Origin of the sequence: Pseudomonas sp. HMSC057H01, from assembly GCF_001836405.1 — a bacterium.
Classification (GTDB): Bacteria; Pseudomonadota; Gammaproteobacteria; order Pseudomonadales; family Pseudomonadaceae; genus Pseudomonas; species Pseudomonas aeruginosa.
Genome location: NZ_KV828526.1, coordinates 51,773 through 64,796 on the forward strand (window position 1 = coordinate 51,773; position 13,024 = coordinate 64,796).

General features: G+C 66.8%; 13 protein-coding genes. 3 read left to right on the top strand and 10 right to left on the bottom strand.

What is annotated here, in order from left to right; all coding sequences use genetic code 11:
• Positions 1-9 precede the first annotated feature (9 nt).
• The 10 genes from HMPREF2581_RS30770 to zur all read right to left on the bottom strand — a co-directional run bounded on the left by HMPREF2581_RS30770 (position 10) and on the right by zur (position 8,729).
• Complete coding sequence (locus tag HMPREF2581_RS30770) at positions 10-1,341, bottom strand: glutamine synthetase family protein (RefSeq protein ID WP_003097012.1); 1,332 nt, start codon at positions 1,339-1,341, stop codon at positions 10-12.
• Positions 1,338-1,991, bottom strand: coding sequence for a cysteine hydrolase family protein (locus HMPREF2581_RS30775; RefSeq protein WP_003109125.1), 654 nt, complete (start codon positions 1,989-1,991; stop codon positions 1,338-1,340). The genes HMPREF2581_RS30770 and HMPREF2581_RS30775 overlap by 4 nt, the downstream gene beginning before the upstream one ends.
• Positions 1,992-1,995: 4 nt before the next feature.
• Positions 1,996-2,853: a transcriptional repressor QapR gene (qapR, locus tag HMPREF2581_RS30780; protein WP_003142144.1), complete on the bottom strand. Its 858-nt coding sequence runs from the start codon at positions 2,851-2,853 to the stop codon at positions 1,996-1,998.
• 202 nt (positions 2,854-3,055) lie between these two features.
• Complete coding sequence (locus HMPREF2581_RS30785) at positions 3,056-3,838, bottom strand: MetQ/NlpA family ABC transporter substrate-binding protein (protein ID WP_003142142.1); 783 nt, start codon at positions 3,836-3,838, stop codon at positions 3,056-3,058.
• 76 nt (positions 3,839-3,914) lie between these two features.
• Complete coding sequence (locus HMPREF2581_RS30790; protein ID WP_003097004.1) at positions 3,915-4,592, bottom strand: methionine ABC transporter permease; 678 nt, start codon at positions 4,590-4,592, stop codon at positions 3,915-3,917.
• On the bottom strand, positions 4,592-5,599 hold the full coding sequence (locus tag HMPREF2581_RS30795; RefSeq protein WP_003097002.1) for a methionine ABC transporter ATP-binding protein: 1,008 nt from the start codon (positions 5,597-5,599) through the stop codon (positions 4,592-4,594). The genes HMPREF2581_RS30790 and HMPREF2581_RS30795 overlap by 1 nt, the downstream gene beginning before the upstream one ends.
• 206 nt (positions 5,600-5,805) lie before the next feature.
• Positions 5,806-6,594: a PA5502 family lipoprotein gene (locus tag HMPREF2581_RS30800; RefSeq protein WP_003142141.1), complete on the bottom strand. Its 789-nt coding sequence runs from the start codon at positions 6,592-6,594 to the stop codon at positions 5,806-5,808.
• Positions 6,595-6,635: 41 nt separating this feature from the next.
• Positions 6,636-7,424: a zinc ABC transporter permease subunit ZnuB gene (gene znuB, locus HMPREF2581_RS30805; protein ID WP_003096998.1), complete on the bottom strand. Its 789-nt coding sequence runs from the start codon at positions 7,422-7,424 to the stop codon at positions 6,636-6,638.
• Positions 7,417-8,226 carry a zinc ABC transporter ATP-binding protein ZnuC gene (gene znuC / locus HMPREF2581_RS30810; RefSeq protein ID WP_003114128.1) on the bottom strand — a complete coding sequence of 270 codons (810 nt, stop codon included), beginning with the start codon at positions 8,224-8,226 and terminating at the stop codon, positions 7,417-7,419. The genes znuB and znuC overlap by 8 nt, the downstream gene beginning before the upstream one ends.
• Positions 8,226-8,729 (bottom strand): zinc uptake transcriptional repressor Zur, encoded by a 504-nt coding sequence (gene zur, locus HMPREF2581_RS30815; protein WP_003096992.1) that lies wholly within the window; start codon positions 8,727-8,729, stop codon positions 8,226-8,228. Before zur ends, znuC begins: the two co-directional genes overlap by 1 nt.
• A gap of 69 nt (positions 8,730-8,798) precedes the next feature.
• On the opposite strand from zur, the gene HMPREF2581_RS30820 reads away from it, so the two are divergent.
• From HMPREF2581_RS30820 to HMPREF2581_RS30830, 3 genes are all read left to right on the top strand, one after another.
• Entirely contained in the window at positions 8,799-9,722 is a 924-nt protein-coding gene (locus HMPREF2581_RS30820; protein WP_003142139.1) for a zinc ABC transporter substrate-binding protein, read from the top strand.
• Between the two features lie 109 nt (positions 9,723-9,831).
• Positions 9,832-12,036 carry an adenosylcobalamin-dependent ribonucleoside-diphosphate reductase gene (locus HMPREF2581_RS30825; RefSeq protein ID WP_003122328.1) on the top strand — a complete coding sequence of 735 codons (2,205 nt, stop codon included), beginning with the start codon at positions 9,832-9,834 and terminating at the stop codon, positions 12,034-12,036.
• A 16-nt stretch (positions 12,037-12,052) separates the two neighbouring features.
• Complete coding sequence (locus HMPREF2581_RS30830) at positions 12,053-12,742, top strand: TSCPD domain-containing protein (RefSeq protein ID WP_003096987.1); 690 nt, start codon at positions 12,053-12,055, stop codon at positions 12,740-12,742.
• Positions 12,743-13,024: the final 282 nt, after the last annotated feature.

Genomic DNA, 13,024 nt, shown 5'->3' on the forward strand with positions numbered 1-13,024 from the left:
TCGGGGTTGTCAGTAAAGCTCGGCATAGTGGCGGCACAGGTCGTCGTCGGAAAGGCCCGCCGTCAGTGCCAGTTCGTGGCGCTTCATGGCGAGGTAGGTGTCCAGCAGCGGCTTTGGCAGCTCGGCGCAGAGCGTCTCGTCGCGCTGCAGGCAGTCGAGCGCATCGCCGAGGGTCGCCGGCAGGGCCTGGATGCCGCGGGCCTGGCGCTCTTCGTCGCTGAGGCCGTGCGGATCGACATCGGCCAGGGCGCGCAGCGGCAGGCGTCGTTCGATGCCCAGGCGGCCGGCGATCAGCACCGCGGCCATCGCCAGGTGCGGACAGGCGGTGGCGTCCATCGGCCGGAATTCCAGGTTGTACTGCTTGCCCAGCGGCTTGCCGCCGACGCTCACCACCGGGCAGATGCGCAGCGCCGCTTCGCGGTTGCGCAGTCCCAGGCAGGCGTAGGCGGCGCTCCAGTGGTGGGGTTTCAGGCGCAGGTAGGAGGCGGCGGTAGGCGCGGTCAGCGCGCACAGCGCCGGCAGGTGCGCGAGCACGCCGGCGGCCCAGTGCTCGCCGAGTTCGGAGAGATCGTTGGGTCGACCGGGCTCGTACAGCAGCGGGCTGCCGTCGGCATGTTGCAGGCTCAGGTGCAGGTGTACCCCGTTGGTCACCGCGCCGGGTGCCGGCAGCGGTGCGAAGCAGGTACGCAGGCCCATCTGCCGCGCCACTTCGCGAGTGACCTCGCGGACGTTCACCGCGCGGTCGGCGGCGGCCACGCCCTGCGCCGGGCGGCAGGTGACCTCGTACTGGCGCTGGCCGTATTCGGGGAGGAACATCTCCGGCTCGGTGCCGGCCTGGGCCAGGGCGCTGACCAGCCAGCCGGGGAACTGCCCGGCGGCACGCTGGGCCTGCAGCGAAAACGCCGCGGCCGGACGCTCGCCGGGCAGGCCGAGCAGGCTGAATTCGTGTTCGAACGCCGCGATGACCTGCAGGCCGCTGTCGCGATAGCGTTCCACCTCGGCCAGCAGCAGGCCGCGCGGGCAGGCCGGCCACGGCGTGCCGTCGGTTTCCACCAGGTTGCCGTGCAGGTAGTCGAGCGCCGGCGCAGCGGCGTCGGGACCCTGCTCGACGCGCACCCGGCTGTTCGGGTCGGGCAGCAGGCGCAGGTCGCCGTGGCTGCCCCAGGGGCTGCTCTCGTCGATCAGGTCCTGCGGGGTCAGCGAGCTGTTCGCCGGTACCCAGCCGCAACCGCTGGCCAGTTGCTCTTCCAGGGTCGCCAGGGGCAGCGAGCGCCCGCGGGTGATGCCGGCCAGGTCGGTGGTGACGAAGCTGACCAGGCGTACCGGCTGCAGGCGGTTCACAGGTTGCTCCGGCCGAGGGCGGCGATGCGTTGCAGGACGGTCTCGGTGTCGCTGATCCAGCAGTAGCCCTTGATCGCTTCCAGGCAGGCCTGGTGGCGTTCCGGGGTATGGGTGGCACAGGCATCCTCGACCAGGGTGACCAGGTAGCCGCGGTCGGCGGCATCGCGCACGGCCATGTCCACGCACTGGTCGGTGACCACCCCGCAGACGATCAGGTGGCGGGTGCCGAGGTTGCGCAGTACGTAGTCGATGGCGGTGGAGTTGAAAACGCCGGAAGAGGTCTTCGGCAGCACGATCTCGTTGGCGGTCGGCTCCAGGGCGTCGATCACCCTGGCGTCCGGGCTGCCCTTGGGCAGGTGCATCTCCGACAGCTTGTGATCCAGCGAGCGGTCGCGGCCATCGGCGGTGAGGCTCTCGATGATGGTGTGCAGGACGTTCTCGTCCACTGCGCGCATGGCCCCGAGCAGGCGCTGCTGGTTGGGGATCACCTGGTTCTGCACGCGCTCGTAGAAGTAGCCGGCCGCCTGCGGATCGACGTGCGGGTCGCGCCCCGGCTCGACCCAGGCGCGCTGCATGTCGACGAACAGGATGGCGGTCTGCCGGCGGCCGAACGGCAGGTCGCGCGGCGAGTGGTGGGGCAGGCTGAACATCGGGTCATTCCTCCAGAAGATGACTGCTGAACGCGTTGCGGAGCTGGTCGATGCCCTCCAGGCGTTCGTCGAGCGGCGCGCCCATGCGCGCCACCAGGGTCGCTACCAGCGCCTCGACCTGGGCCATGGCCGGCACCAGCGAGTCGAAGGGCGAGGCGGATTCCACCGGCGAACTGACGATCAGGTCGGCGTGTTCGCGCAGCGGCGAGGCGTAGATGTCGGTGAACAGCACCAGCCGCGTGCCGCGTGCCTTGGCGGCCTGGGCCACGTGCTGGGCCTGGCTCTGGTAGCGGCGATAGTCGAACAGGACCAGCAGGTCCTGGCGGCCGAGGTCGTAGAGCTGGTCGGGGAGCAGGGCTCCGTCGTCGAGCAATCGGCATTGCGGGCGCAGCAGGCGCAGATGGGTGACTAGGTAGCCGGCGAGGAAACGGCTGAAGCGTCCGCCGTGGCAGTGCACGCGCAGGCGGCTGTCGAGCAGCCAGTCGGCGAGGCGCTGGATGTCATCGGGGCGGGTCAGGCCGAGGGCCTGTTGCAGGCTCTGGCCAGCCTGGTCGAGGTAGCGCGCCCAGGTGTCGTCGCGGCCCATCCGCTCGCGGCGTTCGGCGAGCAGGGTGCGCGGCGAGCGCAGGCGGTCGTCGACGTCGGCCAGCAGCGCTTCCTGGAAGTCGCCGTAGCCGGCGAAGCCGAGCTTTTTCACCAGGCGCATGATCGTCGGGTCGCTGACTCCGGCGTGCCGGGCCAGGCGCGTCATCGGACCGAGGCCGAGGCGCGGGTAGTCATCGAGCAGGGCACGCACCACCTTGCGCTCCGCGGGCGTCAGTTCGGCGGGCGGGGAGGCCAGGCGTTGTTTTAGTTCTTGCATGGGGCATCCTCGAAGGTGGGTCGATTGTGTAGTGAATTTTTCAGATTGTTCAATATGTGACGGAATGTTTTTTTCACTACATTTCCCGCAAACGACCGAATGACCGCTGTCGTGGCACGGCAGGCAGACGTGCGGCCGGGCCGGAAACGAAAAAGCCCGGTCGAAGACCGGGCTTTTTCCAGGGGCGGTTACGCGGCTTGGCTCAGAACGCCGGTACCACTGCGCCTTTGTACTTCTCCTGGATGAACTGCTTGACCTCGGCGCTGTGCAGGGCCTTGGCCAGCTTCTGCATGGCGTCGCTGTCCTTGTTGTCCGGGCGCGCGACGAGGATGTTCACGTAGGGCGAGTCGCTGCCTTCGATGGCCAGCGCATCCTTGGTCGGGTTCAGCTTGGCTTCCAGGGCGTAGTTGGTATTGATCAGCGCCATGTCGACCTGGGTCAGCACGCGCGGCAGGGTCGCGGCTTCCAGTTCGCGGATCTTGATGTTCTTCGGATTGTCGACGATGTCCTTCGGCGTGGCGGTGATGCTCTTGTTGTCCTTGAGCTTGATCACCCCGGCCTTGTCCAGCAGGAGCAGGGCGCGGCCGCCGTTGGTGGCGTCGTTGGGGATCACCACGGTAGCGCCGGAAGGCAGTTCGTCGAGCTTCTTGTACTTGCTCGAGTAGGCGCCCAGCGGCTCGATGTGTACGCCGGTCACGGCGACCAGGTCGGTGCCCTTGGCCTTGTTGAACTCATCGAGGTACGGCTGGTGCTGGAAGAAGTTGGCGTCCAGGCGCTTCTCCGAGACCTGCACGTTCGGCTGCACGTAGTCGGTGAACTCCTTGACCATCAGTTCCACGCCTTCCTTGGCCAGCAGCGGCTTGACCACATTGAGGATCTCCGCGTGCGGCACCGGGGTGGCCGCGACGGTGAGGGTCTCGGCGGCCTGGGCGGCGGTGAGGCCGAGCGCCGCGACAGCGGAGAAAGCAGCAAGCAGTTTTTTCATCTTCAACTCCTTTCGAGGTGTTCCTGGCGGCTGTGGATAACCGCGGCGCTCAGGGTTTTGGGCTTGGCCGGCAAGCTTACTTGCGCGAGAAGTGCACCACCAGCTTGTCGCCCACGGTTTGCAGAATCTGGACGAGGATCAGCAGCATCACCACGGTGACCACCATCACGTCGGTCTGGAAGCGCTGATAGCCGAAGCGGATCGCCAGGTCGCCCAGCCCGCCGGCGCCGACCACTCCGGCCATCGCGGTGTACGAGACCAGGGTGATGGCGGTGACGGTGATGGCGGCGATGATGCCCGGCCGGGCTTCCGGCAGCAGGGCGTTCCAGATGATCTGCCGGGTGCTGGCGCCCATCGCCTGGGTTGCCTCGATGATGCCCTTGTCGACCTCGCGCAGCGCGGTTTCCACCAGGCGCGCGAAGAACGGCGTGGCGCCCACCACCAGCGGCGGGATGGCCCCGGCGACGCCCAGCGAGGTACCGGTGATCAGTACGGTCAGCGGGATCATCACGATCAGCAGGATGATGAACGGCAACGAACGGAGGATGTTCACCACTAGCGAGAGCAGGGTGTAGACCGCCTTCTGCTCGAACATCTGCCGTGGCCCGGTAAGGAACAGCAGGACGCCGAGGGGCAGGCCGAGGACCACCGTGAACAGCAGCGAACCGCCGAGCATCCAGAAGGTGTCGACGCTGGCCAGCCAGATTTCGTACCAGTCGATGTTGGCGAAGCTCATGGTTTCGAAGAAGTCCATCAGCGCAGTACCTCCACATGTACGTCAGCGGCGTTCAACTGGCTCATGGCGGCTTCCAGGTCACCGCCGACCAGGGCCAGGGTCAGCTGGCCGTAGGGCGTGTCCTTGATGCGGTCGATGCGTCCGGAAAGGATGCTGTAGTCGACCCCGGTCTGCCGCGCCACGGTGCCCAGCAGCGGCGCATAGGTGGCTTCGCCGCGGAAGGTCAGGCGCAGGATGAGACCCGGCACGTGGGCGAAATCGTCGTGGCGCTCGTCCTCGTCGACCCGTTCGGCCTCGAACACGAAGCGGCGGGTGGTCGGGTGCTGCGGATGGAGGAAGACATCGGCGACATCGCCCTGCTCGACGATGGCGCCGCCGTCCATGACCGCGACCTGGTCGCAGACACGACGGATCACGTCCATCTCGTGGGTGATGAGGACGATGGTCAGCTTCAGCTCGCGATTGATTTCCGCCAGCAGTTGCAGGACCGAGGCGGTGGTCTGCGGATCGAGGGCGCTGGTGGCCTCGTCGCAGAGCAGGATGCTCGGCCGGCAGGCCAGGGCGCGAGCGATGCCGACGCGCTGTTTCTGTCCGCCGGACAGCTGGGCCGGATACTTGCGCGCGTGGTCGGACAGGCCGACCCGCGCGAGCAGCTCGGAGACCCGCGCATCGACTTCGGCACGGCTGAAGCCGCCGGCCAGGCGCAGGGGCATGGCGATGTTGTCGGCGACGGTCTTCGAGGACAGCAGGTTGAAGTGCTGGAAGATCATCCCGACGCGCTGGCGGAAACGGCGCAGGCCTTCGGCGTCGAGGGCGGTGACGTCTTCGCCCTCGACCAGGATGCGGCCGCCGCTGGGCTCCTCGAGGCGGTTGATCAGGCGCAGCAGGGTGCTCTTGCCGGCACCGGAATGGCCGATCAGGCCGAAAATCTGCCCGGCCTGGATGTTCAGGCGGGTCGGTTGCAAGGCGGGGATTTCCCGACCGGCAACTCGATAGGTCTTGTGGACGTCGTGGAATTCGATCACTGGGCGAACCTTGTGGGTGCGGCGATGCTGTTACGGCTGGAGCACGGGCTTGGCGGGAAGCATGGGCGGTCAGCTAAACCGAGCATTTTACCTTGCTTTCTTATGCATTATTAATATTTATTGGTGATGAAAAAACATTGAAATGGAATAAGCGTCTGGCTCGCTCCCGACAAGCGCTTTCTGCTGCGGCCGGGGCTGGACCGGCCTCAATTCCGGGGGGTAAGTATCAATCGGGTCGGCTTGTCGGCCTGTACGACATGGCTGAGATGCAGGTCGAAATCGGGTGAGAGCTTCTTCACCCGCGCCAGGAGCTGGTCGGAAACCAGCGGATAGTCGCTGTCCCGGCGCACTTCGATATGCACCCTGCAACGGTAGGCGACGACATCCGCGGCCACCGCGTCGAGCACCGCACCGAGGCCGCCCTGGCCGGTGCCGTCGAGCATCGGCAGGGGCACGGCGCTGCTGGCCGCTTGCGGATCGATCAGGTGGGGAGCGCCGGGCAGCGGCTTCAGTTCGCCGTCGGGCGGCGTCTGGATGATCTGCTGCATCTGCTGCTGGGCCGCCTGCTGCATGCGTCGGGCCTGCTCGGCACGGGCGGGATCGACCTTGGCGCGGTTGATCGCACCGTCCAGCCCGGCGGTCAGCGCCGGCGCCTTGGGCATCAGTCCGCGGGCATGGCCGAGGGCACTGGTGGCGGTGTTGAGGTCTCCTTGGCGCAGCGCGGTTTCCCCGCGCTGCATGTAGGCCTCGGCCAACTGGCGGCGGAATGCTTCGACGCGCTCGTCGCCGGCGGCTGCGCTGCGCAGGGCCAGCCATTGTTGCTCGGCCTGTTCGAGCTTGCCGGCGGCCAGGGTTTCCTGCAGTTCGGCGTAGGGATCGGCGGGCTGCGCCTGGGGCGCGACCACCGGCGTCGGTTGCGACGACGCATTGCCCTGGCAGGCGCTGACCAGCAGCGCCGCCGCCAGGACGGACAGCAGGCGAAAGAAGGACGACATCATTCCTGCGGGTTCTCGTTTGGTCAAAAAATCGCCAGATTCTACACCGTGCGGCGGGGCAGGACAAAACTCAGCAGGAACAGGCCGGCGGCGCTGACCACGATCGAGGGGCCGGCGGGGGTATCCTTGAACCAGGACAGGGCCAGGCCGGCGCACACCGCGACCAGTCCCAGCAGGCTGGCGCCGACCGCCATCTGCTCGGGACTGCGGGCATGGCGCTGGGCGGCGGCGGCGGGAATGATCAGCAGCGAGGTGATCAGCAACACGCCGACGATCTTCATCGCCACGGCGATGACGATGGCGATCAGCAACATCAGCGCCAGGCGGATCGCTCCGACCGGCAGGCCTTCCACCTTCGCCAGTTCCTCGTGCACGGTGATCGCCAGCAGCGGCCGCCAGAGGAAGCAGATCAGTGCCAGGACCAGCGCGCTGCCGGCGATTATCCACAGCAGGTCGCTGGCGCTCACCGCCAGCAGATCGCCGAACAGGTAGGCCATCAGGTCGACCCGCACTTCCTTCATGAAGCTCAGGGTGACCAGGCCCAGCGACAGGGTGCTGTGGGCGAGGATGCCCAGCAGGGTGTCGGCGGCCAGCGGCTGGCGCTGCTGCAGGGTCACCAGCAGCACCGCGAGCAGCACGCAGCCGACGGTCACAGCCAGGGTCGGGCTGACATCGAGGAGGAAACCCAGGGCTACCCCGAGCAGTGCGGCGTGGGACAGGGTATCGCCGAAATAGGCCATCCGTCGCCAGACCACGAAGGAGCCCAGGGGGCCGGCCACCAGGGCCAGGGCGAGGCCGGCGAGGAGGGCGTTGAGCAGGAAGTCAGCCATGGTTGCAGTCGGGGCCGTGCTTGTGGACAGGAGTGAAGCGGGTGCCTGGAGGCAAGGCGCCGGGACCGGCCTTGACCACCTCGCCGTGGAGGTCGTGGGCGTGGTCGTGATGGTGGTGGTAGATCGCCAGGCTGCGAGCGTCCTGGCCGAACAGCTCGACGAAGGCCGGGTCGCCGCTGACCTGCTCGGGGTGCCCGGAGCAGCAGACATGGCGGTTCAGGCAGACCACCTGGTCGGTGGCGCTCATCACCAGGTGCAGGTCGTGGGAGACCATCAGCACACCGCAGCCGTAGCGGTCGCGCAGTTTGCCGATGAGGCGGTAGAGTTCGGCCTGGCCGGCGACGTCGACGCCCTGCACCGGCTCGTCGAGCACCAGCAGCTCGGGCTTGCGCAGCAGGGCGCGGGCCAGCAGCACGCGTTGCAGTTCGCCACCGGAAATGCTTTGCAGCGGGCGCTCCAGCACGTGCGCCGCGCCGACCTCGCGCAACGCCGCCAGCGCCTGCTCGCGCTTGACCCCGGGTACCAGGCGGAGGAAGCGCAGTACGCTGAGCGGCAGGGTGGCGTCGACGTGGAGTTTCTGCGGCATGTAGCCGATGGTCAGCCGCGGCCGTCGCCAGACCTCGCCGACGTGCGGCTTGAGCAGGCCGAGCACGCTGCGTACCAGGGTGGTCTTGCCGGCGCCGTTGGGGCCGATCAGGGTGACGATCTGGCCGGGCTCGATGGCCAGGTCGACATCGCTCAGCACCGCCTGGCCGTTGAAGGACACGCCGACCTGGGTCAGCCGCACCAGCGCGTTGTCCATCAGGCGTCCTTCTGGTCCCGGCAGGTGCCGCAGAGGCCGACCACCTCGACGGTCTGGCTTTCAACGGCGAAGCCGACGCTGTTCGCTCCGGCGACGATGGCCCGGCTGATATCCGGCTGTTCCAGCTCGATCGCGGTGTGGCAGGTGCGGCAGATGAGGAACTGGCCCTGGTGGCTGTGCTCCGGGTTGTTGCAGCCGACGAATGCGTTGAGCGAGGCGATGCGGTGCACCAGGCCGTTCTCCTGGAGGAAGTCCAGCGCGCGGTAGACGGTCGGCGGCGCGGCGCGGCGGCCGTCGGTTTCGCTGAGCACCGCGAGGATATCGTAGGCCCCCAGCGGCTTGTGGCTCTGCCAGACCAGTTCCAGCACGCGCCGCCGTAGTTCGGTCAGGCGCACGCCCTGGCGCGCGCACAGCGCATCGGCCTCGGCCAGCGCGGTGCTGACGCACTGGCTGTGGTCATGGGGCTGGCAGGCCAGCGGGGTCTTGGGCGCAATCTTGTACATGGGCTGCGACGCTCGAGGGTAGAGACGTTATTATATTACCCGCTAACCACCTTTCATGTGAGTGCCGCCGTGACCCTGCGTCCCTTTGCCCTGCTGTCCGCCTGCTTCGCCCTGTTCCTGCTGGCTTCGCCGGCGCGCGCCGAGGTCAGCGTGCTGACCAGCATCAAACCGCTGCAACTGGTCGCCGCGGCCATTCAGGACGGCGTCGGCCAGCCGGACGTACTGCTGCCGCCGGGCGCCTCGCCGCACCAGTATGCCCTGCGTCCTTCCGACGTACGGCGGCTGCGCGAGGTGCAATTGTTCTACTGGATCGGCCCGGACCTGGAGAACTTCCTGCCCAAGGTGCTCGCCGGCCGCCAGGGCACCAGCGTCGCGGTGCAGGACCTGCCGGGCATGCACCTGCGCAAGTTCGTCAATTTCGAAGAAGAGGAGCATGCCGGGCACGACGAGCACGACCATGACCATCGTCCCGGCATGCTCGACGCCCACCTCTGGCTGTTGCCGGCCAACGCCCGCACCATCGCCGCGCGGATGGCCGAGGACCTGGCCCAGGTCGACCCGGCCAACGCCGGGCGCTACCGGGCCAACCTGAAGGCCTTCGAGGAGCGCCTCGGCGGGCTCGACGGGAAACTCCGCGAACGCCTGGGCAAGCTTGCCGGCAAGCCTTTCTTCGTCTTCCACGAAGCCTTCGACTATTTCGAGGAAGCCTACGGGTTGCGCCATACCGGCGTGTTCGCGGTATCCGCGGAGGTCCAGCCGGGAGCACGCCATGTCGCCGCCATGCGCGCCCAACTGAAGGCCGCCGGTCCGGCCTGCATCTTCAGCGAGCCGCCGCTTCGACCGCGGCTGGCCGACACCCTCAGCGAAGGCCTGCCGGTGCGCCTGGCCGAACTGGACGACCTGGGCGTGAACGTGACCGTGGACGCCAACGGCTATGAGAATCTTCTGAACAACCTGGCAGGCGAATTTGCCGGCTGTCTGGAAAAGCTCTGAAAACCCGTGACTGATGGCCGCGCCCTCTTGCGCGCGGCGTCCCGATGACTAAGGTTGTCTGTTGCTGCCTGACACAAGATATTGATTCCCGTCAGGTACGGATAACTAGATGTTGCGTACGGTGGCCGGCTTCGGACGCCCCAACAACCATCGGGAGGTTAATCAGCGGATGGCCAAGACAGACGCACGCAGTCCCCGCACCGAACGCGGGACCATCGCCCTGCAGGACGCGTCGCAGGATATCTGGGACAAGAAGTACCGGCTCAAGAGCAAGGACGGTACGCCGGTGGATGCCAGCGTCGACGGTACCTGGCAACGCGTCGCCCGCGCCCTTGCCGATGTCGAGGACAAGGCCTCCCGCGAACACTGGTACGGGCGCTTCCTCTGGGCCCTGCGCAACGGCGCCATCCCGGCCGGCCGGATCATTTCCAATGCCGGCGCCCTGGGGCACAAGCCGGCCACCTCGACCATCAACTGCACGGTGTCCGGGACCATCCAGGACTCCATGGACAACATCCTCGAGAAAGTCCACGAGGCCGGCCTGACGCTCAAGGCCGGCTGCGGCATCGGCTATGAGTTCAGCACCCTGCGCCCGCGCGGCGCCTACGTTTCCGGTGCCGGTGCCTACACCAGCGGGCCGCTGTCGTTCATGGACATCTACGACAAGATGTGCTTCACCGTCAGCTCCGCCGGCGGCCGCCGCGGCGCGCAGATGGGCACCTTCGATGTCAGCCACCCGGACGTCCGCGAATTCATCCGCGCCAAGCGCGAGGACGGGCGCTTGCGCCAGTTCAACCTGAGCCTGCTGATCACCGACCAGTTCATGCAGGCGGTGGAACAGGACGCCGACTGGCCGCTGGTATTCCCGGTGCACGTGAAGGAGCGCGACGAGATCGACCTCGACGACCCCAACGCGGTGGTCTGGCGCGAATGGCCGATCCAGGACGACTACGTCCAGCGCGCCGACGGGCTGGTCGCCTGCAAGGTCTACGGCCAGGTCCGCGCCCGTCACCTGTGGGACATGATCATGGTCTCCACCTACGACTATGCGGAGCCGGGCTTCATCCTCATCGACCGGGTCAACGAACTGAACAACAACTGGTGGTGCGAGGCGATCCGCGCCACCAACCCCTGCGGCGAGCAACCACTGCCGCCGTATGGCTCGTGCCTGCTCGGTTCGGTCAACCTCACCTGCTTCGTCGAGCAGCCATTTGGCGACGAGGCGCGCTTCGACTGGGACCGTTTCCGCGAAGTGGTGCGGGTGTTTACCCGGATGCTCGACAACGTGGTGGAAATCAACGGCCTGCCGCTGGAACAGCAACGCCAGGAAATCCTTGGCAAGCGCCGGCATGGCATGGGCTTCCTCGGCCTGGGCTCGACCCTGACCCTGCTCAAGCTGCGCTACGGCAGTCCCGAGGCCTGCGTATTCACCGAGGAAGTGGCGCGGGAAATGGCCCTGGTGGGCTGGGAAGTGGCCCTGGAGCTGGCCAGGGAGAAGGGCCCGGCGCCGATCCTGGCGCAGGACTACGAAGTCACCGCGGAAATGCTTCGCAAGCGTCCGGAAATGGCCGCCGATGGCTATAAGGCCGGCGACCGCATCCGCGGCAGCGTGCTTCACGCCAAGTATTCCCGCTACATGCAACGGGTCGCCGAACATGCTCCGGAACTGATCGAGGCGTTGGCTGAAACCGGCGCGCGCTTCACCCACCACAGCTCCATCGCGCCGACCGGGACCATCAGCCTGAGCCTGGCCAACAATGCCTCCAACGGTATCGAGCCGAGCTTCGCCCACCATTATTCGCGCAACCTTATCCGCGAAGGCCGCAAGACCAAGGAAAAGGTAGAGGTCTACAGCTACGAGCTGCTGGCCTACCGGACTCTGGTCAACGCCCAGGCCCTGCCGGACAGCGACGACCCGGCGCGACGCCTGCCGGACTACTTCATCACCGCCGACAGCGTCACCCCGGCGCAGCACGTGGACATCCAGGCGGCGGCGCAGAAGTGGGTCGATTCGTCGATCTCCAAGACCGCCAACGTGCCCACCGACTACCCGTTCGAGGACTTCAAGGACATCTATCGCTACGCCTGGCACCAGGGACTCAAGGGCTGCACCACCTTCCGCTTCAATCCCGAGGCGTTCCAGGGCGTGCTGGTCAAGGAGTCCGACCTGGAGAAGACCCGCTACCGCTTCGAACTGGAGGACGGCAGCGTGGTGGAGTTCAAGGGCAACGAGCAGGTCGAGTACGACGGTGAGATCCATACCGCCGCCAACCTCTTCGACGCCTTGAAAGAAGGCTATTACGGCAAGTACTGAGGCCGGGGGAATCGATATGTCAGCAGTCAAGATCACGCAGAAGATCAAGGGCTTCAAGGTCGTCAACGAAGCCGAGGAGCAGGCCCTTGCCGCCGCCGCGGAAGCCGCGTCGGTGGTGCAGATGGACGAGACCCTGGAGCGCCCGGATACCCTGATCGGCGCCACCTACAAGATCAAGTCGCCGCTGTTCGAGCACGCGCTCTACGTGACCATCAACGACATGGTCCTCAATGCGGGCACGGCGCACGAGCAGCGGCGTCCCTTCGAGATCTTCATCAACTCGAAGAACATGGATCATTTCCAGTGGATCGTCGCACTTACCCGCATCATGTCCGCGGTTTTCCGCAAGGGCGGCGACTGCACCTTCCTTGTCGAGGAACTCAAGGCGGTATTCGACCCGCGCGGGGGCTACCTGAAGAAAGGCGGCATCTACATGCCCTCCATCGTCGCCGAGATCGGCGGCGTGCTGGAGCGCCACCTGACGGCCATCGGCCTGTTGCGTGGCCCTGAACTGGACGAGGAACAGCGTCTTTTCCTCGCGGAAAAACGCGCCGCCTACGAGGCCGCCCAGGGCACCAGCAAGGTCGAGCCGGGCGAAGGCTTCCCCGCCGGCGCGCAACTGTGCGGCAAGTGCAACAGCATGGCGGTGGTACAGATGGACGGCTGCGCCACCTGCCTCAACTGCGGACACTCGAAATGTGGGTGAGCCCGTTCAAAACGCATGCGTTTTGAAGGGCGAACGACCGGCCAGGATGGCCGGGCCGGGGGTGGGCTGAACGACGAGGCCTCGACAGGATGTCAGCTCGGCCTTACCCAAGACGCCGAACCGCATGCGTTTTGAAGGGCGAACGACCGGCCAGGATGGCCGGGCCGGGGGTGGGCTGAACGACGAGGCCTCGACAGGATGTCAGCTCGGCCTCACCCCAAGACGCCGAACCGCATGCGTTTTTCAATGCGAACGACCGGCCAGGATGGCCGGGCCGGGGGT